The sequence below is a fragment of the Nocardia amamiensis genome, assembly GCF_015477605.1.
Taxonomy (GTDB): domain Bacteria; phylum Actinomycetota; class Actinomycetes; order Mycobacteriales; family Mycobacteriaceae; genus Nocardia; species Nocardia amamiensis_A.
In genome coordinates this window covers 1-20,131 of record NZ_JADLQX010000053.1, presented here as the reverse complement: position 1 = coordinate 20,131, position 20,131 = coordinate 1, and the positions used below count along the sequence as shown (strand labels likewise).

At 68.5% G+C, this 20,131-nt stretch carries 15 protein-coding genes; 9 read left to right on the top strand and 6 right to left on the bottom strand.

The genetic code is table 11. The features are described 5' to 3' along the window. Window positions 1–261: 261 nt before the first annotated feature. From IU459_RS35090 to holA, 3 genes are all read left to right on the top strand, one after another. A complete protein-coding gene (locus IU459_RS35090) occupies window positions 262–1,308 on the top strand; it encodes a helix-hairpin-helix domain-containing protein (protein WP_195133903.1) in 1,047 nt (348 codons plus the stop codon). Beyond that, window positions 1,305–4,370, top strand: a complete 3,066-nt coding sequence (locus IU459_RS35085) for a ComEC/Rec2 family competence protein (protein ID WP_195133902.1) — start codon at window positions 1,305–1,307, stop codon at window positions 4,368–4,370. Before IU459_RS35090 ends, IU459_RS35085 begins: the two co-directional genes overlap by 4 nt. Window positions 4,371–4,501: 131 nt before the next feature. Then, window positions 4,502–5,473 carry a DNA polymerase III subunit delta gene (holA, locus tag IU459_RS35080; RefSeq protein WP_195133901.1) on the top strand — a complete coding sequence of 324 codons (972 nt, stop codon included), beginning with the start codon at window positions 4,502–4,504 and terminating at the stop codon, window positions 5,471–5,473. 80 nt (window positions 5,474–5,553) lie between these two features. On the opposite strand, the gene IU459_RS35075 is transcribed toward holA, so the two are convergent. Together IU459_RS35075 and IU459_RS35070 are read right to left on the bottom strand one after the other, a co-directional pair. Further along, window positions 5,554–5,811, bottom strand: coding sequence for a DUF2798 domain-containing protein (locus tag IU459_RS35075; RefSeq protein ID WP_195133900.1), 258 nt, complete (start codon window positions 5,809–5,811; stop codon window positions 5,554–5,556). A 163-nt stretch (window positions 5,812–5,974) separates the two neighbouring features. Continuing rightward, on the bottom strand, window positions 5,975–7,045 hold the full coding sequence (locus IU459_RS35070) for an aldo/keto reductase (protein WP_195133899.1): 1,071 nt from the start codon (window positions 7,043–7,045) through the stop codon (window positions 5,975–5,977). A 352-nt stretch (window positions 7,046–7,397) separates the two neighbouring features. On the opposite strand from IU459_RS35070, the gene IU459_RS35065 reads away from it, so the two are divergent. Then, window positions 7,398–8,210, top strand: coding sequence for a helix-turn-helix domain-containing protein (locus IU459_RS35065; RefSeq protein ID WP_195133898.1), 813 nt, complete (start codon window positions 7,398–7,400; stop codon window positions 8,208–8,210). Window positions 8,211–8,216: 6 nt separating this feature from the next. Here the strand turns inward: IU459_RS35065 and IU459_RS35060 are convergent, their stop codons facing one another. Next, window positions 8,217–8,462, bottom strand: coding sequence for a hypothetical protein (locus IU459_RS35060; RefSeq protein WP_040775866.1), 246 nt, complete (start codon window positions 8,460–8,462; stop codon window positions 8,217–8,219). Window positions 8,463–8,626: 164 nt separating this feature from the next. Continuing rightward, window positions 8,627–8,887, bottom strand: a complete 261-nt coding sequence (gene rpsT, locus IU459_RS35055; RefSeq protein WP_195133897.1) for a 30S ribosomal protein S20 — start codon at window positions 8,885–8,887, stop codon at window positions 8,627–8,629. Window positions 8,888–9,279: 392 nt separating this feature from the next. Here rpsT and IU459_RS35050 point away from each other — a divergent pair, with 392 nt between their 5' ends. Both IU459_RS35050 and IU459_RS35045 read left to right on the top strand, forming a co-directional pair. Continuing rightward, window positions 9,280–10,068 (top strand): aquaporin, encoded by a 789-nt coding sequence (locus IU459_RS35050; RefSeq protein WP_195133896.1) that lies wholly within the window; start codon window positions 9,280–9,282, stop codon window positions 10,066–10,068. A 52-nt stretch (window positions 10,069–10,120) separates the two neighbouring features. Further along, window positions 10,121–10,714 carry a Uma2 family endonuclease gene (locus IU459_RS35045; protein WP_195133895.1) on the top strand — a complete coding sequence of 198 codons (594 nt, stop codon included), beginning with the start codon at window positions 10,121–10,123 and terminating at the stop codon, window positions 10,712–10,714. A gap of 19 nt (window positions 10,715–10,733) precedes the next feature. On the opposite strand, the gene IU459_RS35040 is transcribed toward IU459_RS35045, so the two are convergent. Next, window positions 10,734–11,288 (bottom strand): type II toxin-antitoxin system PemK/MazF family toxin, encoded by a 555-nt coding sequence (locus IU459_RS35040; protein ID WP_195133894.1) that lies wholly within the window; start codon window positions 11,286–11,288, stop codon window positions 10,734–10,736. 273 nt (window positions 11,289–11,561) lie between these two features. Between IU459_RS35040 and lepA the strand changes: the two genes are divergently transcribed. From lepA to IU459_RS35025, 3 genes are all read left to right on the top strand, one after another. Next, the gene (gene lepA, locus IU459_RS35035; protein ID WP_195133893.1) at window positions 11,562–13,439 is read left to right on the top strand and encodes a translation elongation factor 4; all 1,878 of its coding nucleotides are present in this window, start codon (window positions 11,562–11,564) and stop codon (window positions 13,437–13,439) included. Between the two features lie 369 nt (window positions 13,440–13,808). Beyond that, window positions 13,809–16,007 (top strand): hypothetical protein, encoded by a 2,199-nt coding sequence (locus tag IU459_RS35030; protein WP_195133892.1) that lies wholly within the window; start codon window positions 13,809–13,811, stop codon window positions 16,005–16,007. 82 nt (window positions 16,008–16,089) lie between these two features. Then, complete coding sequence (locus tag IU459_RS35025; RefSeq protein WP_195133891.1) at window positions 16,090–17,895, top strand: dynamin family protein; 1,806 nt, start codon at window positions 16,090–16,092, stop codon at window positions 17,893–17,895. 33 nt (window positions 17,896–17,928) lie between these two features. Here the strand turns inward: IU459_RS35025 and IU459_RS35020 are convergent, their stop codons facing one another. Further along, on the bottom strand, window positions 17,929–19,869 hold the full coding sequence (locus IU459_RS35020; RefSeq protein WP_228838951.1) for a glycoside hydrolase family 15 protein: 1,941 nt from the start codon (window positions 19,867–19,869) through the stop codon (window positions 17,929–17,931). Between the last annotated feature and the right edge of the window lie 262 nt (window positions 19,870–20,131).

Sequence of the window (20,131 nt, the reverse complement as noted above, 5' to 3'; positions counted from 1 at the left end):
GCCCGCTCGTGCCGACCAAGCACTGGCCACTTCTCCTCCAACCCCATTGCCGCCAAGCCTGCCTCCCAGTTCCGTGGTCAGATTCGGAGCCGTCGAGCTCCTCGGATTGATTCCACGTAACTAATAAGAATACGGCGTGTCGGCCCGATGTGACGGACCACGACGGCCGAGTTGTGCACAGCGCGGCGGTTGTCAACAGGCTCCTTGAATTGCCTGGTCGGGCTGGGTCTTTCGGCGCGTGGCGGCACTAGCGTCACCGCCATGTCACGACAGGACGAACGCGAGCGGGTGCGACAGCGGCTGGGCGACCTGACCGTCCGGGTCGGTGCGAGTGCGACCGGGCCTGGGCGAGATGGCGGACGGCGATCGGTGCGGGACCGAGAATTCTCCGGCGATGCCGCTCGGGCGGATGCGGCGCGGTCGGACGATCACGCGGACCGGGCGGGGAAGTGGGATCTCGCGCGGCTGCCTGCCGACCACGAGGCCGGTGGCGAGGACGAGGACGATGTCGGTCGCGTGCGGTCGCCCGGCTGGCTGGAGGAACCAGCGGCCGCGCCGCGCTGGCGGGATCGCCTTGTGCCGGAACGGTTCCGCGGCATCCGGCTGGATCCGGGGCGGCGCGGTGTGCGCACGCTCGCTTTGGCTGGGCTAGCCGCGATGGTGGTCGCGGCGGTGATCGTGTTCCGCGAGCGGCCGATCACCCAACCGGTGCCACCGGTGCCGGTGATGCGGCAGACGGTCGCCGCGGGACCATCGGTTCCGGCTGCCACGGCGACCGGCGTCGTGGCGCCGGGTGCGATGCCGGTGCCTCGTGACCCGGGCAGTTCGACAACCGAACTGGTCGTCAGCGTCGTCGGCCTGGTCCAGCGCAGCGGCCTGATCCGACTCCCTGTGGGATCGCGCGTCGCCGACGCCCTCGCTGCCGCGGGCGGCCCGAGCGAAGGCGCCGACACGAGCGGTCTGAACCTGGCCCAGCGGCTGTCGGACGGCGACCAGGTACTGGTCGGTCCGGCCGCATCGAACCCGGGCCCACAGCCGGGCAGCACGACCGTCGGCGCGGGTGGTCGCCCATCGTCCGGTTCCGCGGCCACGCCGGGACGTCCATCGACTCGGGCGGGCAAGGTCGACCTCAACACGGCCTCCGAGTCCGAACTCGACGCGCTGCCCGGTGTCGGGCCCATCACCGCCCGCGCCATCATCGCCTGGCGCACGACCAATGGGCGCTTCACGTCCGTCGAGCAACTGGGTGAGGTCGACGGCATCGGCCCGGCCCGCCTTGCTCGGTTGCGGGATCTGGTGACGGTATGAACGCCGGTCAGCAGGGCGAGGGAGCGCGAGTCACCGAGTCATCGAGCGCGGGGTCGTCCGACGCCGGCACGACCTCCCGCGCTGGACGTAGTCCGGTCGAAGGCACTGGAGTCGGCGGCGATACCGGGGTCTTCAAGGTGCTCGACGCCAGGCTGCTGCCCGCAGCGTTGTGCTGTTGGGGTGCAACGATTGTGGCGCTGACGGCGGGCTGGAAGGCCGGGCTTGCGCTGAGCGCGGCACTGACGGTGTCAGCTATCGGGCTGTGGGGCCTGCTGCTGTCGGCCCTCGCGCACCGCAGTGAACGTTGGCGGGCCGCGGCGCTGGTAGCGCTCGCCGCGGTGGTTCTCGGCGCCGGGTTCGCGGCCGCGGCGGCTTGGCGCGACCATGGGGTTGCGACGCATCCGCTGCGTGCGGCATCGGGACAGGCGCTCCGCGTGGTGGTCACGCCGATCGATGACCCGAAACCGCTGCGTGGCAACGCATTCGGTGGCAGTCGGCGGTGGGTCGTCCGAGCGGATCTGCGGGAGTACCGGCGCGGCGGCATGACGGTCCGCGCCGGTGGCTCGGTGGTGATACTTGCCTCCGGGCACGAATGGTCCGAGCTGGCACCCGGCAGGCCGGTCGAGTTCCGGGCCCGGGTGGATCATCCGACCCGATCCGACCTCACCGTCGTAGCGCTGAATGCCCAGGAGCCGCCCACGGTTGCGGGTCCGCTGCCTTGGTGGCAGCGAATCGCGAACTCGGTACGTACCGACTTCGCGGCGTCGGCGACGCGGGCACTGTCGCCGGACGCCGCCGGCTTGTTGCCAGCGCTCGTCGTCGGCGATACCTCGGCACTGTCCGACCATGTGCGCGACGACTTCGACATCGCTGGGTTGCAGCATCTCACAGTGGTCAGCGGGGCGAACTTCACGATTCTGCTTTCAGTCGTGTTGTTCGCGGTGCGTCTGCTCACGCTCGGGCCGCGCGCCGCAGCCGCCGTGGCCGGCGTCGCGCTGGTCATGTTCGTGGTGATCGTGCGGCCGGACCCGAGCGTGTTGCGCGCCGGGGCGATGGGCGCGATCACCCTACTCGCGGTACTCACCGGCCGCCGAAAACAGGCGCTGCCCGCGCTGTGCGCGGCGATCATCGCGCTACTGGCCCTGTGGCCCGGACTCGCGGTCGACGGAGGTTTCGCTCTGTCGGTAGTCGCGACAGGTGGTCTGATCCTGCTGGCTCCCAGCTGGGCCGACTGGTTGCGCGCCAAAGGATGGTGGCGGATGCCCGCCGAGATCGTCGCGGTGTCGGCCGGAGCGTTCGTGGTTACGACGCCGATCATGATCGCGCTCACCGGAAAGCTCAGTCTGGTAGCGGTGCTGGCGAATGTTCTCGTGGCACCGGTCATCGCGCCGATCACCGTGATCGGAGCGAGCGGCGCGGTCCTGTCCTGCCTGTGGTCGCCGCTGGCCGACATCTTCCTCTGCTGTGCGGCACCGCCGCTGTGGTGGTTACTGTCGGTCGCCCGACACGCGGCGGCGCTCCCAGGAGCGACTGTCACGGTCCCGGGTGGTCTCGCGGGCGGGCTGATCGCGGGCGTACTGGTCGCGGTCGCTGTCGCGGCGTTGCGCGCACCTGCTGTGCGCCGGATCGCCGCCGCGGTGGTGGTCGGCATCGCGGCAGTTCTCGTCCCGGTCCGCCTCTGGCACCCCGGCTGGCCGCCGAACGACTGGGTCATCGCAGCATGCGACGTCGGCCAAGGCGACGGCCTCGCTCTCGCAGTCGGACCCGGCGCCGCAATCGTCATCGACGTAGGACCCGACCCACGCCCGATCCGGACCTGCCTGGACCGCTTGCGTATCTCCCGTATCCCTCTGCTGATCCTCACCCATCCCCACGCCGACCACATCGGCGGACTAGCCGGCGCACTGCACGACCGCACAGTCGACGCGATCGCCGTAGGCATCCACGAACTCGACGGACTTCCCCCGCTCACCGCACCTGCCCGATCGACTCCAGGGACAGCTGCCGGATGTGCGACGGCGACTCCCATCGCACCGGCTGCAAATGGACCCGGCCGCAGTGTGGTCGCGAACATGTACGCGGGCGGCCACCCATTCGACCCCGCGACCGTCGGACAGAGTTCAGCGGTGGACAGTCACGCTCGCATAGTCGACACGTCAGGGCGGCTCTATCTCGAAGATCGGCCGGTATATGTGGGTGGCGAGGCCGATCCCGGAGACGATCGAGCACACGCGGAGCCGCGCGACGGCAGTCGGCGGGCAGGGACGGAGCGCGGGTTTTCCGGTGCTGAGGCTCGCGCGGATGACGAGGGCGGGCGAACCCCTCTCGATGCCGGTGGGCGACACGGTTCGGCACCAGACGAGTCGGCGCGTGCGCGTCGGGATGACCGGACCGTAGCGGAGCGGCGATGGTCGGTGATCGGTCCGGGCACGAGTCGCGCGACATGGCGAACGCAAACGGCTTGTAGCCCCGCATCGTACGGGCGCGTGACGGTGGAGCACCGATCCGGCGGGGAAGATCCGCGTGGCCCTGTCACCGATCTGGCGCAGGTAGCGAGCGTCGCGAGGCGCGCAGGAGTACCTTTGCTGCAGTTGTCGGCCGGACACATCTTGACTTTCGGGGCAATCGAACTAGAGGTGCTGGCGCCGTCCAAGAACGGTCCACGGCCGGTCCGGGTTGCCGAAACCGAGGACGCCAACGACCGTTCGGTGGTCGTCTCCGCCCGCACGCCCGCTGGACGAATCCTGCTCACCGGGGACATCGAAGCCCCCGCGCAACGCGCGCTGATGCGTGCCGGAATCCCGATCCAAGCTGACATCCTCAAACTTCCACACCACGGATCTCGCACTACCACAAAGGAATTCCTCGAATCGGTGCGTCCCCGCCTCGTGCTGGTCTGCGTCGGCACCGCAAACACATTCGGACACCCCAACCCCGCCGTCCTGGCATACCTCGACGCCCTCGGCGCGACGGTGGGCCGAACCGACCAGCACGGCGACATCGCGGTCCTGGGCGAAGTCGGGCGGCTGCGCATGACAAGTGCTCGCGGGCGGCAGGGGTAGGACGTGGGCGCGAGGGCTGGCGGGCGTGTCGGTAGCGGATCGTAGGATCGGGCTGTGAACGCACGCGATGGGTGGACCGGTACGGCAGAGCCCTCGGGCACGGTTGAGTCCGGTGTCGGGGAGGCGCTGTGGTGAGCGAGCGCCCGGCGCCCGTGCACTTGGTGCTGGGGGAAGAAGAGCTGCTGATCGAGCGTGCGTTGGGTGCGGTGACGGCGCAGGTCCGGGCGTTGGCGCCGGATCCGGACGCGGTGCCGGTCGACCGGCTGCGTGCGGGTGACGCGAGCACCGCGGAGCTGGCGGAACTGCTGAGTCCGTCGCTGTTCGCCGAGGATCGGGTGATCATCCTGGAGGCGGCGGCCGAAGCGGGCAAGGACGCGGTTGCCGTGATCACCGAGGCGGCGCAGAACCCGGCCGAGGGGGTGGTTCTGGTGGTCCTGCACTCCGGCGGTGGGCGAGCGAAGGCGCTCGCGCCCGCTCTGCAGAAGGCCGGAGCTGTGACGCACGATTGCGCCAAGCTGACCAAGGCCGCCGAGCGAGTCGAGTTCGTGCGGGGTGAGTTCCGCAACGCGGGCGTGCGGGTATCCGGCGAGGTCGTGCAGGTAGTGCTGGAGGCCGTGGGCTCGGAGTTGCGCGAGCTGGCGGCGGCGTGTGGGCAGCTGGCGGCCGACACCGGCGGGAAAATCGACGTGGCGGCTGTGCGCCGCTATTACTCGGGCAAGGCCGAGGTCTCCGGGTTCGACGTGGCCGAACTCGCCGTCGCGGGTGACCGCCCCGGTGCGATGGAGGCACTGCGCTGGGCGAACGATCGCGGCGTGCCGCATGTCCTGCTCGCCGACGCGCTCGCCGACTCGGTGCACACCATCGCGCGCGTCGGTTCCGCCGGGCGCGGCGACCCGTTCAAACTCGCCCAGCAGCTCGGCATGCCGCCGTGGAAAGTGAAGAAGGCCCAAGCCCAAGCCCGCAGCTGGACCCCGGCGACCATCGGCTCGGCCCTTCAGGTGGTCGCCGCCCTCAACGCCGACGTCAAGGGCGGCGCCGCCGACTCCGGCTACGCCCTGGAACACGCCCTCGGCCAGATCCTGGACCTGCACGGCGCGGACTGATCCTCGGCCCAGTTGATCATCTGGAAGCGCCACCGCTGGGCACACGCTGCGGCCCTGCCGGAACTCGTCGGCTCCTGTTGTTACGGCGCTTGCACCAGCGCAGCGGTGATACGTCGCACCGCGGGCAGCACCAGTAGCAGCGTCGGGAAGGCGATGGGCCAGGACACTGCCCAGGAACGCAACCACACCCAGATCGCGAGACCGTCGCTCATCATGGTGCTGATCAACGAGACGACGCAGGTCATCAGGATCGACAACAGCATCGGCATGATCACCGAGGTGTAGCGGGCGGGCAGCTTGCCGAAGCCGGTGCGGGACTGGGGATTCGCGGAATTCATCGGTCGCTCCGTAAATGTCTCGTCAGTCAACGGCGCCGCCTTGGGGCGGGCCGATGCGTTGATTGACGTGAACGCTTACGGCGACGTGAGGTCGCGGCACCGAGCTTAGGCAGCCGCGTGCGGCGGTGCAAATCCGGCTCGCACCGCCGCACGCGAGCGAAGGTCAGTCGCGCCCTTCGATTTTCAGGTCGCCGAACGTCACATTCCGGACCATCGGGCGCGTCAGGAACTCATGTGGGAAGCCGAGATCCACCGCACTGGCCTGCTCCAGCCGGGCGAGGTGGGCTGCGGCGAACTCGACGTCGAGTGCGCCGAGATTGTCCTCCAGCTGGGCCACGGTGCGCGCCCCGATGATCGGTGAGGTGACGGCGGGGTTGCGCAGTGTCCAGGCCAGCGCGACCCGTGAAGGCGTGGTGCCGATCTCGGCCGCGACCTGCTCGACCACGTCGGCGATATCGAGTCCGCGTTCGGTGAGTGCGCCGCTGGCCGCGGCCACGTTCTTGCGGCTGCCCTCGGGCGAACTCTCCACCCCATGGTCGAGATCGGCGCGGCTGTACTTGCCGGTGAGCACACCACTGCCCAGCGGCGACCACGGGATCACGCCGAGACCCAATTCGCGGGCCATCGGGATGAGGTCGCGTTCGACCGTCCGCTCGATCAGGCTGTACTCGATCTGCAGCGCGATCAGTGGCGACCAGCCGCGCAGGTCCGCAATGGTCTGCATACGGGCGACTTGCCAGGCGGGCGCGTCGGAGATTCCGACGTAGAGCACCTTGCCTGAGCGCACCAAATCGTCCATGCCGCGCAGGATTTCCTCGACGGGCGTCAGGAAGTCCCAGGCGTGCAGGTAGAGCAGGTCGATGTAGTCGGTGTTCAACCTGCGCAGGCTGGCCTCCACCGAGGCGATCATGCTCTTGCGGTGGTTGCCGCCGGAATTCGGGTCGCCGGGGCGGCGCAGCATGGTGTATTTGGTTGCCAGCACCAGGCTTTCCCGGGTGTCCGCGGTGAATTCGCCGAGAAGTTGCTCGGAGGTGCCGTTGGTGTACTGATTGGCCGTGTCGATGAAGTTGCCGCCTCGCTCGACGTAAGCGTCGAAGATCTTGCGAGCCTCGTCCCGGTCTGCGCCCCACCCCCAATCGGCGCCGAAGGTCATGGTCCCCAAGGACAGTGGAGACACCCGGAGACCCGAGCGGCCGAGCAGCCGATAGGTGTCGAGGGTGCGGGCTCCGGACATGTCCAGCTCCTTGTCGTTCGCGATGCCATGTTGTCGGAAGACAGTCTTCAGCGGTGAAGGGGGACGGGTAAGGGAAGCTTCTTCCTGGGAAGGCCAGTCCTAGTCAGCCGTAGGATCGACGATGATGACCAGCACGGTGAACGCGACCCAGCACCGCGACCTCAGGCCCGGAGGCGGTAGCTTGCGTGACCACGCAGGGCCCGGGAGTGGTGCGGATTCGACACAGCACCGCGACCTCAGGCCCGGAGGCGGTAGCTTGCGTGACCACGCAGGGCCCGGGAGTGGTGCGGATTCGACACAGCACCGCGACCTCAGGCCCGGAGGCGGCAACGGCGCGGATCGGGTCCAGGAAATGGCGGCCTTCCTGCGGGCCCGGCGTGAGCGCCTGACACCGGCCGATCTCGGATTGCCGCAGCGCAGGCAGTCCCGGCGGACGCCGGGACTGCGCCGGGAGGAGGTCGCCGAACTAGCGGGTGTGAGCACCGACTACATCGTGCGGCTGGAGCAGGCGCGCGGGCTGCGGCCGTCGGCCGAGGTGCTGAACGCGCTGGCGCAGGCGTTGCGATTGACCAGCGACGAGCGCGCCTATCTGTTCGACCTGGCGCGGCAGCGGCAGCCCGACACCGGCAAACCCAGCACGGTGCCCGCGCCCGCGCTGGCCATGCTGGTGCGGGATCTGTCGCCGCTGCCCGCGATGCTGGTGAACCACCGCTACGACATCCTGGCTTGGAACCGGGAGATGGCGCTGTTGATCACCGACTTCGGCGCCTTGCCGCCGGGGCGCCGCAACTCGATGTGGCTGTGCCTGATGGACCCGGGCATGCGGGAGTTCTACGTCGAGCGTGAGCGCATCATCCGCGAGGGCATCGCGGATCTGCGCGCGGCCTGGGCGGCGCATCCCGACGACCAGGCGCTGGCCGACCTGATCGCCGAGTTCACCGCACTGAGCCCCGAGTTCGCGCAGGCATGGGCGCGCCACGATGTCCGGGTGCAGGGACGCGGGAACAAACCATTGCGGCACCCGGTGGTGGGTCCGCTGGTGGTCACCTACGAGGTGCTGATGCCCGTGCAGGATCCCGACCAGCGGATCGTCATCTACCGTGCGGCGGACGAGGATTCCCAGACGGCGCTGGATCGGCTCGCGGCCACGGCACACGAGGCCTGACCGAAGTTACTCCGCGGAGCTGAGCACCAGCTCCCCGTCGTCGTCCGCGTCCTCGTAGCGCCCTTCCCACTCCTCGTAGTCGGGGACGTCCTCGTCCCGCGTGACGATCCACGCCAACGAGTAACCGCCTTCATCGTCGGGAACGAGCACATTCTCGATCTTCAATCCGAATCCGAGCACCTCGGCCGCGCGGATCACGTCCGGCAGATCCTCGGCGCGGACGACCGTCTGATTGGCATACACGGTTACCATGCGCCGAATGGTAGCTGGAACCTCTGACATGGCGTGGGCCGATCCCGAAACCCCGGGAAGAAGGCCGGTTGGGGGTGCGGGCACGACAAAAGCCGCCGTGGTCATCGAGGCCACGGCGGCTGCGTCTCAGCGTGGGGCGGTACCGGCGCGCGGTACCGGGTGGATCAGAGCTTGTTGAAGGCCAGCGCCAGCGCCGACTTCTTGTTGGCGGCCTGGTTGGCGTGGATGACACCCTTCGAGGCGGCCTTGTCCAGCTTGCGGCTGGCGAACTGCAGGCGCTCGGCGGCCTGGTCCTTGTCGCCCGCGGCAGCGGCCTCGCGGAAGCTTCGGATGGCGGTGCGCAGCGCGGACTTGACCGACTGGTTGCGCTTGCGCGCCTCCTCGTTGGTGCGGATCCGCTTCATCTGGGACTTGATGTTGGCCACGCCTGTTTCCTCGTGTTCCTGTCTCGTGGTCTGTTCTGGGAAAAGTTCATCGAGCGCGCGAAACACCCGAAGTGAACGGGTAACGCAGCGCCGAAGATCGAGACTACCAGTCGCCGTCTGGCACACGAAATCGACACCAGCACGGCCGCGTGGAAGCGTTGGACCGGCCGTAGCGGCGACCGGACTGTCCCATCACGCAGAGACATACCGCGAAGTTCGGCGTGAGAGCTATGCGGGTCGCGTAGCGTGCTAGAAGGCCGGTATGTCCGGGCTGGACAACCTCGTGGCTGCACACAGAAGGCGCCGCGACGGGGAAACTGCGCAAATCTCGCGCCATCTGACTGGTACGGCCTGAATACCCGGCGAGGCGGAACAGAGAGGCGGTACAGCGCATGTCTCCAACGGCCCAGGAAGTCGTCGAAGAGGCTGTCGAGAACGAACCGATTCCCAACAGCAAGAAATGGGGCGCCGAGGCGCTCGGCACCTTCGTCCTGGTGATCGGCGGTGTCGGAACGGCGGTGCTGGCGGGGGAGAAGGTCGGTCCGCTGGGCGTCGCGCTGGCCTTCGGCCTGACGCTGATGTTCCTCGTCTACTCGATCGGGCCGATCTCGGGTTGTCACGTCAATCCGGCGGTCACGGTCGGGCAGTTGCTGCTCGGCCGGATCGGCGGGGTGGCCGCGGGCGGCTATGTGATCGCGCAGTTGATCGGCGGCTTCCTGGCCGGTCTCGTGCTGTTCGCGCTGGCCAAGAACCTGCCGTCGTACGACCGCTCGATCGATGGCCTCGGGGCGAACGGGTGGGGCAAGCACAGCCCGGCGGCGACGCGGGGACCGCTCGGCGAGGTGGTCGTGCAGAACGGCTACGGGATGGCGGCCATGATCATCATCGAGGTGATGTTGACGGCGCTGCTGGTGTTCGTCGTGCTGTCCTCGACCGACCAGATCTCCGACGTGCCGCTGGCCGGCCTGTCCATCGGTGTGACGCTGGCGGTGATCCACCTCGTGTCGATCCCGGTGGACAACACCTCGGTCAACCCGGCCCGCAGCCTCGCCGTGGCGCCCTACCAGGACGGCGCGATGGGACAGGTCTGGGCGTTCGTGGTGTTCCCCCTGATCGGCGGCGGCCTCGGCGCCCTGCTGTACGGCCTGCTGTTCGGGCGGTCCCGCGAGATGATCTCCTGACCACCGCTGTTGTCGGCCGAGCCTCGTACAATGCGGTTCAGGGAGGTAGGCGATGACGATCGTGCAGCACGACCATGACGTCCCCGTGTCGGAATTCGAGAACATCGCCCGCGCAGTCGAGCGCGAGTCCGACAGTGTTCGACTCGAGTATCTCGGCGGACGAATGGGGTTCAAATTCATGCCGGACGGCGATCACAGTCGCATCCTGAATTGGCTTCTGATGATTTTCGTGCAGTTCAGCCCTCAGCTGTTCTTGCATGTCACGGGCCAGGGGCTGAAGGTGGATCCGTACCGGCAGGGCAGGGCCCGTCCCGATGGTGTCCTGGCGCCGTTGGACGCCTTCGTCGGGTATGGCGAGTGGGCGCCAGCCGACAAGGTATCGATGGTGGTGGAGGTGACTTCGCGCGACTCCGACACCAACCAACGCGACCGGGTGGAAAAGCCGACGGCGTATGCCCGTACCGCTATCCCGATTTATCTGCTGATCGACCGGGAGAGTGCGGAGATCGTTGTGCACAGTGAGCCGATCCCGGGCAGTGGCCGATACCGGCAAGTCCGCCGGTTCGCCGTCGGCACCCCCGTGCCGCTGCCTGCGCCGATCGATATCACGCTCGACACTGTTCCGTTGCGGGATTGGGTCGACTGACGCACGTCGTCGGGCGCCGTCAGCTCCAGTTGTATTCGGCGACGAGCCGATGGGCGACCAGGTCGAAGGTCTTGCGCTCCAAGATCGCTCCCTCGCGGCGGATGCCGGCCTCGGGCACGTCGAGCACCCGGTCGAGCCGCACCCAGCTGGGTCGTCCGTCGTGGTCCCAGGACCCGCTGCCGATGCCGACCCAGTTGCGGTCGAAGGCGCGTTCCGGATTCGACGACAGCATCAGGCCGAGCAGCGTGCGGCGGTCGCGACCGACCACGAGCACCGGCCGGTCCTTGCCGTTGCCGGGGTCTTCTTCGAAGGGCACCCAGGTCCAGACGATCTCGCCGGGATCGGCGCGTCCGTCCAGCTGCGGTGAGTACACGATCTGCCGGGCCCGCTCGGCCGTCGGTACCGGTATCGATGCGGCGGGCCGGACCGAGACCCCGCCGGCTGTTCGCCGCTGCCCGAGCGTCCCCACCAGGCGGTCGACCAGCCTGGGGCCCTGCTGCTTGACGATCTTGGGGCCCTGCTCCGTCGCGAGAAGGCCGATCTGCTTGCCGAGGGAGTTCCAACTTCGGGCCATCTCTGGAGGATAACGGCGCACCCCCGCGTTCTCACCCGCGCCGAATCCGTTGTGTCGCCGGGCCGACCACGATCCGCTCGGCGCACGATTTCTGAAAGCCGGAAAGCAAGCGGTGGACTCCCAAGCGCTGTCGGGTGCGAGTCTCGGTCGCTCGGACGCGAGACTTCCCGGGGCCGCGAACACGCAGCGCCGCAGGCGCTGCAATTCGGATACAGCCCGGCGGCGGAAGCTTCGCACTGCTCATGGGACGATGGGGGCAGTTTGCCGATACCCATGAGGAGTGGAGTGCCCGCCAGCTTCGCCGACACGACGTTCACCGATCCCGCCCGGATCCGGAACTTCTGCATCATCGCGCACATCGACCACGGCAAGTCGACGCTGGCCGACCGGATGCTGCAACTGACCGGTGTGGTCGAGGAACGGCAGATGCGTGCGCAGTATCTGGACCGCATGGATATCGAGCGCGAACGCGGCATCACGATCAAGGCCCAGAACGTGCGGCTGCCGTGGACGCCGCGGACGGGCGAGCACGCCGGCACCGACTTCGTGCTGCACCTCATCGACACGCCCGGTCACGTGGACTTCACCTACGAGGTCTCCCGAGCGCTGGAGGCGTGTGAGGGCGCGATCCTCTTGGTCGACGCCGCGCAGGGCATCGAGGCGCAGACGCTGGCCAATCTGTACTTGGCGCTGGACAAGGATCTGACCATCATCCCGGTGCTGAACAAGATCGACCTGCCCGCCGCGGACCCGGAGCGCTACGCCGCCGAGCTGGCCCACATCGTCGGCTGCGAGCCCTCGGACGTGCTGCGCGTCTCCGGCAAGACGGGCGAGGGTGTGACCGATCTGCTCGACCAGGTGATCGCTCAGGTGCCGCCGCCGGTGGGCGACGCCGACGCGCCTGCCCGCGCGATGATCTTCGACTCGGTCTACGACACCTACCGTGGCGTGGTCACCTACGTCCGCGTGGTGGACGGCAAGCTGACCCCGCGCGAGAAGATCAAGATGATGTCCACCGGCGCCACCCATGAGCTGCTGGAGATCGGCATCGTCTCGCCGGAGCCCAAACCGACTCAGGGTCTCGGCGTCGGCGAGGTCGGCTACCTGATCACCGGCGTGAAGGACGTGCGCCAGTCCAAGGTCGGCGACACGGTGACGGGCGCTCGCGGTGGCGCTGCCGAGCCGCTCACCGGCTATCGCGAACCGCGTCCGATGGTCTACTCCGGCCTGTACCCGGTGGACGGCTCCGACTATCCCGACCTTCGCGACGCGTTGGAGAAGCTGCAGCTCAACGACGCCGCGCTCACCTACACCCCGGAGACCTCCGTGGCGCTGGGCTTCGGCTTCCGCTGCGGCTTCCTCGGCCTGCTGCACATGGAGATCACACGCGAGCGCCTGCAGCGCGAGTTCGACCTGGACCTGATCTCGACCGCGCCCAACGTGGTGTACCGGGTGGAGATGGAAGACGGCGCCGAGCACGTCGTCACCAATCCCTCGTACTGGCCGGAAGGCAAGGTGCGCAAGGTCTACGAACCGGTCGTGAAGTGCACCATCATCTCGCCGAGCGAGTTCATCGGTTCGATCATGGAACTGTGCCAGTCGCGCCGCGGCGAACTCGGCGGCATGGATTATCTGTCCGAGACCCGCGTCGAGTTGCGCTACACCATGCCGATGGCGGAGATCATCTTCGACTTCTTCGACTCGCTGAAGTCGCGCACCCGCGGCTACGCCAGCCTCGACTACGAGGAGTCGGGCGAGCAGGAATCGCAGCTGGTGAAGGTGGACATCCTGTTGCAGGGCGAGGCGGTGGACGCGTTCAGCGCGATCGTGCACAAGGACGCCGCCCAGGCCTACGGCCACAAGATGACCACCAAGCTGCGCGAGCTGATTCCCCGCCAGCAGTTCGAGGTGCCGATCCAGGCCGCGATCGGCTCGAAGATCATCGCGCGGGAGAACATCCGGGCCATCCGCAAGGACGTGCTCGCGAAGTGCTACGGCGGTGACATCAGTCGCAAGCGCAAGCTGCTGGAGAAGCAGAAGGAAGGCAAAAAGCGGATGAAGACGATCGGCCGGGTCGACGTCCCGCAGGAGGCCTTTGTGGCCGCGCTGTCCTCCGACGCCGCCTCGGACAAGCCGAAGGACAAGAAGTAGGCCTGCGATCACGCGGGGTGTGCCGTCCTCGAGTTCGGCCATGTGGGAATGCGGCCGACGGGACCGCCGGGCAACTGGCGGGAAATCGATCGGTCCGGCCGCTATTACCTCGGGCGTTCTCGGGGCATGACGTTTCCGATCATGCCTGGTAACGGTGCGTATCGGCGACCGTATCCGGTCCGGAATGCCGGTGAAATCAGGGCTTTCGGTCCGGTAATCCGGATGGCAGGGTTGTGTTGCTCGCCACAGTCACATTCTCTACAGTCCTGAAGAATGTGACAGGCGAGTATTCCCGAAATACTGTTGGGTGATCTTCACTTGGTCGGACCGGCGTGGTGAGGAGTCTGGACAACCGAGAGTGGAGCTTCTATGACGCGTGATCTGCCCTTCGACGACGACAACGAAGCGGCCGACCGCGCGGGCGACACCGCCTACCGGGTGGCCACCGGCGTCGCGCGGGTCGCGCGGGCTGGAGCCTACGTCACCGGCGGCGCCCTCGTGGCCGCCAATGGCGGCGGCGTGCCCGCACAGCCCGGCGAATCCCGGCTCGACAGCTGGAGCACCGGCTGGGCGCACAGCACCGATCCCGATCCCGATCAGCCGAGCCCGGTGATCACGTTCCCCGACCCGGTCGAACTGGGTCCGGTCCCGCCGCATGCGTCGAATGTTCCTGTAGCACACGGAAACCCGGCACCGGGCTTTCCCCTGCCTGGTACTGAAGCCGGACCTGCCCAGCTTCCGCTGCCCACGCTCGGCGGCGAGTACAACGGCACCGACGCGGGGATGTCGCTGCCTACGCTCGCCGGTGCGGGTGATGCCGACGCCGGGATGTCGCTGCCGAGCCTGGCAGGTGGCGACGGGGGTGCGAACAGCATGCAGCTGCCCGGACACTCCGGTGGTGTCCCCGGACTGGGTGGCATCCCCGGCGCGGATGGCGGTTTCCCGGGCGGACTGGCCATTCCGGGGACCCAAGGCACTGTGTCGAACGGACTTTCGCTCCCCGGTGTGCGGTCGGAGTCCTCCCGCGAGCTCGACGACGAGCCAGGCGGGCACGGTTTCGGCCTGCCCGGCCACGGACTCGGCCAGGCCGGGCACGGTTTCGGCCTGCCCGGCACGAATGGTTTCGCCGCGCCCGGCTCCACGGTCTTCGACCTGCCCGGCAACAGCGCGGTCGCCGCGACGCCGACCGCCGACGATCCGTTCGACGGCATCGGTTCGGGTGCCGACCAGCTCGGCATGTTCGTCGGCACGCAGTGGTCGGTCGACTTCGGCCTCGGTCCGAACGGGGTCTACTTCACCTCGGAAATGCAGGTCGACCTCGCGGTAGGCCAGGTCGGCGACCAACTCGACGAGTACACCGACTGGCTGGGCGACGGCATCCGCGTGCCGGACGGCACCGAACGCGACGTCACCGAAACGCAGGCGGGGCAGAGCAACACCGGTCTGCTCGGCGGCTTCGGTACGCCGACGCCGGGCACGTCCGCGGCGCACTCCTCGACGGCGTCCGGCGCCGCGCAGTCCTCGGCCGCGTCGGGTGGCGCGCAGCCGCTGGCCGCCTCGGCTCCGATCGGCACCGCCCCGGTCGCCTCGGTCGCTCCCGCGGCTTCGGTCGCCCCTGTTTCCGCGGTCGCGCCTGCCGCCTCGGTGGCTCCCGCCGCCCCGCCGGCCACACCCGCTCCCGCGGCGGTCGCCGCCGCTCCGGTTGTCGCGGTCACGCCGCTGCAGACCACGGTCCAACCTGATGCCGCCTCGACGCCGATCGCGAATGTGCTTGCCGCGCCGGAGGGGCCGTCGGTATTCACCGCACCGGCCGCGTCGTTGCCCGCGCTGTTCGACGCGGTGCGGCCGGCGCCGGCGGTGAAGCCGACGCCCGTGACCGATCCGCAGCCGTCGCATCCGACGCAATCGCCCACGACGGTCACCAACCCGACCACGATCATCAAGACCACGCCGACGCCGGGTTTCCCCGGCGACGCGACCACCCCGTCCGTGCCGAAGACGCCGGACCACGACGTCACCAAGTTCCCCACCACGGTGCCGCACGGCGGCATCACCACCGGCCCGGACGTGACGACCACCAAGGTCCCCGGCGTGACCGTCACCCCGGCGCCGACCCACGGCGTTCCGTCCACCTCGGACGACGATGTGACAACACCGGGCGGCATTACCGGCCGTCCCGGCACCGGCGGTACGTCACACAGCACCCGGCCGACGAACGACTTCCCGGGCGATGACGTGCCGACCGTGAGTCGCCCGTCCGATCCGACGTTCTCCGCGCCGGACCAGCCGACCTACAGCGCACCCGCTCATGCGCCCACCGTCGAGCCGCACACGCCGGTCCCGAGCCACATCGCCCCGGCGCCCACCCAGCCGCCGGTGCCGGTCAAGCCGCAGGTGATCGACCCGAAGCCGCAAGGGATCTCGGCGCCGCTGGCCGTCGACCACACCTACGACAACACCGCGCTGCTGGCCTCCGGAAGTAGTCTCTCCGGCGCACTGCTGCCGGACCCGGCCATAGCCGAGACGCACCACACCGCGTCCGGTGTGCCGGACATCTCGCTGTTATAGCAGGGCCGCGAGGGGATTGGACGACTGCGGAGCATACGCAGGGGGTATATCGAACGAGAGTCACCGAGAGTAAGGAGGAGGGTTGTCTGCCGCTGCCGGGCTGACGGCCGCAACGGTGAAACATCCGGGTGCGATGGCCCCGCTCATCCGAATACTCGACGAGCTGCGGGAGACGGCCCGATCCGCTGGGCGTGACGATCTCGGCAGCCGGCTGAACATGGTCCGCGCCAGGGTGAGTGATCCCCGGGTGCGCCTCGTGGTCGTCGGTCATCCGAAGAACGGCATGAGCACGCTGGTCAACAGTCTGGTCGGCGCCTCGGTCAGTGCGACGAACAGCGATCTCAGCGTCCCGGTGATCGTCGAGTACGGCCCGGAGCCGACCGCGACGCTGGTGCGCCAGACCGAATACGGTCGCACCGAACGCCAGTCGGTCGATCCCCTCGATCCGGGTCCGGCCCTGGCCACCCAGGGTGTCGTCCGCGCCGAATTCACCCAGCCGAGCCCGTTGCTCGCCGATGGCGTCGTGGTCATGGACGCGCCGGGTGCGCTGGGCGACAACCGCACCACCTGGTCGATGATCGCCGCGGCCGACGCCGTGCTCTACGTCGGGAACGCCGGCGCCGAGCTGACCATGGAAGAGATCGCGGAATTGCAGCGCATCCAGCAGATCTGCCCGACGGTGGTCTGCGTGCTGAACAAGATCGACGTCTTTCCGCACTGGTCGCACACCCAGCAACGCAATCGGGAACTGCTCGACGCGGCGGGGCTCGGCTTCGCGGTCGCGCCGGTGTCCGCGGAATTGCACCGGCAGGCCGGGACGATGGGCAACTACCAACGCGATATCGAATCCGGTGTGCCGCAACTGATCGACCATCTGCGCGACTATGTGATCGCCCGCGCGGACGCGGTGGCGCTGGAAGCCGGGGTCCGGGATATCCGCCTGGTCTGCGATCATCTCGCGCTGACGCTGCGGACCGAGGCCGAGGCGCTGCGGGATCCGCACCGCAGGACCGAGCTCACCAACCAACTCGTCCGTGCCCGCGACGAGGCGGAGCAGCTGCGACAGCGGACAGCGAACTGGCAGGTCACGCTGGTCGACGGCGGCACGGAGCTGATGGCCGACATCGAGCACGACCTGCGCCACCGGCTGCGCAGCCTGATCCGCGACGCCGAGGCCGAGATCGCCCAGACCGATCCGGCCCGGCGGTGGAGGGACTTCGGCGCCGATCTGGACGCGCGAATCTGCGAAGCTGTCGAAGAGAACTTCGCCGTGGCGCACTATCGCTCGATGGAGTTGTGCGAGCAGGTCGCCGCCAAGTTCCCGGCCGACAACCGTGCCGCGCCGATCGGCGACCTGCGGTTGGCCAATCCGGGGGAGGTACTCGAAGCGGTGCAGCCGCTGGAGCCGTTGGAGAGCGCGAAAGCCGGTGTGACCCAGCAGTTCCTCACCGGTTTGCGCGGCTCCTACGGCGGCATCCTGATGGTCGGTCTCGCCACCAGCCTGCTCGGTATGTCCTTGGTGAACTGGTACTCGGCGGGCGCGGGCGTCCTGCTCGGCGTGAACGCGCTGTGGGACGACCGCAAGAACCGCAAACTGCGGCGGCGCGCCGAGGCCAAGGTCGCGGTGGCCCGCCTGATGGACGACGTGATCTTCCAGGTCGGCAAGGAATCGCGAAACCGCTTGCGCGCCATGCAGCGTGTGCTGCGCGATCACTTCACCGAGATCGCGACCGATGTCTCGCGCGGCGCGGACGAGGCGCTGCGGCTGGCCGAGGAGAACTACGGAAAGTACGGCGACCGCGGACAGGAGCGGATCGCCGAGCTCGAAGCGCGGCTCGGCAAACTCCGTGTGCTGCGTGACGAGGCCGACGGTCTGCTGACCGGATGACCCGGTGGGGGCAGCGAACACCATCCAGTTTCGTCAGACCGGATGACCCGGCGGCGTGTGCGCGGGCTGGAATTGGCCCGCGTGCCGGGAGTCCTCGGCCCTGATCACGTGCGTGACGGCGTTGATCAGCGCGAGGTGGGTGAACGCCTGCGGATAGTTGCCCAGGTGACGGCCGCTGCGCGGGTCGATCTCCTCGGCATACAGCCGTAGCGGGCTGGCGAAGCCGAGCAGCCGCTCGCACAGATGCCTGGCCCGCTGGACCTCGCCGATTTCGACCAGCGCGGACACCAGCCAGAACGAGCAGATGGTGAACGCCCCTTCCGCGCCGCTCATTCCGTCATCGGTGGTCTCGGTGCGATACCGGAGGACCAGGCCGTTCTCGGTGAGCCGGTCGGCGATGGCCAGCACGGTGGCGCGTACCCGATGATCCTCCGGCGGCAGGAACCGGGTGAGCACCACCAGCAACAGCGAGGCGTCCAGCGTGTCGCCGCCGTAGACCTGGGTGAAGACGCCCTCGGAGGTCACCCCGTTGGCCAGGACGTCGGCCTTGATCTCCTCGGCGATGCCGTACCACTCTTCGGCGTGCTCGTACTGACCGTGCATCTCGGCGAGTTTGGCGCCGCGGTCCAGCGCCACCCAGCACATCACCTTGGAGGAGGTGAAATGCTGCGGCTCGCCGCGCACCTCCCAGATGCCGCGGTCGGGCTCCTGCCAATGCGCGATGGCCGCGTGCACCTGGCGGACCAGCAGCGGCCACAGGGTCTCCGGCACCTGCTGACGCGACTTCACATGCAAGTACACCGCGTCCAGCATCGTGCCCCAGATATCGTGCTGGTCCTGGTTGTAGGCATTGTTGCCGATCCGCACCGGCCGCGAGTTGTCGTAGCCGCTCAGATGGTCGAGGACGTTCTCGGTGAGTTCCCGCTCGCCGCCGATGCCGTAGAGCACCTGCAGCGGAACGGGTTCGCCGTTCTCGCCGGTGGTCGCGTCGTTGAGGAAGGCGAAGAAGTCGTCGGCCTCGCGGTCCAGGCCGAGGGTGTACAGACCCCACAGCGCGAAACTGGCGTCTCGCACCCAGGTGTAGCGGTAGTCCCAATTGCGTTCGCCGCCAGGGGTCTCCGGTAGCGACGTGGTCGGCGCCGCCATCAGCGCTCCGGTCGGCGCGAAGGTGAGGCCCTTGAGCGTGAGCGCACTGCGCTGCAGGTAGTTGCGCCAGGGGTGGTCGGGGAACTTGCCCAGGGTGATCCACTGGCGCCAGCATTCGGTGGTCTGCCACATCTTCTGCGCGGCCTCTTCGAAGGTGCGCGGCGCGGGCAGCTCCGACCAGGTGAGCGCGACGAAGACCTCGTCGCCCTCCTTCATCCTGGTGCGGGCGCGGGCCTCCCTGCCCTCCAGGCCGAGGCGCAGATCGGTGGTGAGCACCAAAGTGGGGCCTGCGCTCGGGTCGTCGCTGCGGACCGCGGTCGCCTCCTCGTAGACCTTGCCGGTGTACTCCCAGCGGGCGGTGGCCCGGTGGTAGTCGAACGAGGGCTCGCAGCTCATCTCCAGCTCGACGGTGCCGTTCACGCACTTAACCGTGCGCAGCAGCAGGTGCTCGGCATCCCAGTCCATCGGCGTGCGCCGGTGCGTCTTGCTGCGCTGATCGAGGTTGTGCCACCCGCCGAGCACCAGCGCGTCGCGCACGATCAGCCAGCCGGTGCCGGTCTGCCAGGTGGTCTCCAGGATCATCCCGCCGGGTAGGTAGCGGCGGGCGGCGGGCACGTTGACGCCGTAGGGCCCGATCCGGAAGTGACCCGCGCTGCGGTCCAGGATCGCGCCGAAGATGCTCGGCGAGTCCGGCCGCGGCACGCACATCCATTCCACTGCGCCATTGCTGGCGACCAGGCAGCTGGTCTCGCAGTCGGACAGGAACGCGTAGTCATCGATGGGCGGATGCGCGCCGTGGCGGTGCGGCTCCGGAAGGTTGGACGGCATGCCATCGGCATGGTTGGCGATGAGGTCATCTGCTGCGGACGCCATACCCCATCTTGGGGTCGATGCCCGCCTGTCGTCCACTGCTCGCTCGCCGCCGCCGGTTGCCCGGTCCTACGGAGCCCGCCGGCGAACCGACTAGATGAATGATTCCAAGGGGTGGGTGGCCTGTGTGCGGGCCGCCGACCCTGGGTCAATGGTCGTAGGCGGTCAGTGACCGGTGGACCGGTGCGTCGGTGTTGTCGTTGTGCCAGATCGCGGCGGT

Coding starts and splice junctions, on each gene's coding strand:
- lepA (WP_195133893.1), top strand. CDS start 11,562: ATGAGGAGTGGAGTGCCCGCCAGCTTCGCCGACACGACGTTCACCGAT.
- IU459_RS35060 (WP_040775866.1), bottom strand. CDS start 8,462: ATGGTAACCGTGTATGCCAATCAGACGGTCGTCCGCGCCGAGGATCTG.
- IU459_RS35085 (WP_195133902.1), top strand. CDS start 1,305: ATGAACGCCGGTCAGCAGGGCGAGGGAGCGCGAGTCACCGAGTCATCG.
- IU459_RS35065 (WP_195133898.1), top strand. CDS start 7,398: ATGGCGGCCTTCCTGCGGGCCCGGCGTGAGCGCCTGACACCGGCCGAT.
- IU459_RS35045 (WP_195133895.1), top strand. CDS start 10,121: ATGACGATCGTGCAGCACGACCATGACGTCCCCGTGTCGGAATTCGAG.
- IU459_RS35030 (WP_195133892.1), top strand. CDS start 13,809: ATGACGCGTGATCTGCCCTTCGACGACGACAACGAAGCGGCCGACCGC.
- IU459_RS35020 (WP_228838951.1), bottom strand. CDS start 19,869: ATGCCGTCCAACCTTCCGGAGCCGCACCGCCACGGCGCGCATCCGCCC.
- IU459_RS35040 (WP_195133894.1), bottom strand. CDS start 11,288: ATGGCCCGAAGTTGGAACTCCCTCGGCAAGCAGATCGGCCTTCTCGCG.
- IU459_RS35050 (WP_195133896.1), top strand. CDS start 9,280: ATGTCTCCAACGGCCCAGGAAGTCGTCGAAGAGGCTGTCGAGAACGAA.
- IU459_RS35090 (WP_195133903.1), top strand. CDS start 262: ATGTCACGACAGGACGAACGCGAGCGGGTGCGACAGCGGCTGGGCGAC.
- IU459_RS35075 (WP_195133900.1), bottom strand. CDS start 5,811: ATGAATTCCGCGAATCCCCAGTCCCGCACCGGCTTCGGCAAGCTGCCC.
- IU459_RS35070 (WP_195133899.1), bottom strand. CDS start 7,045: ATGTCCGGAGCCCGCACCCTCGACACCTATCGGCTGCTCGGCCGCTCG.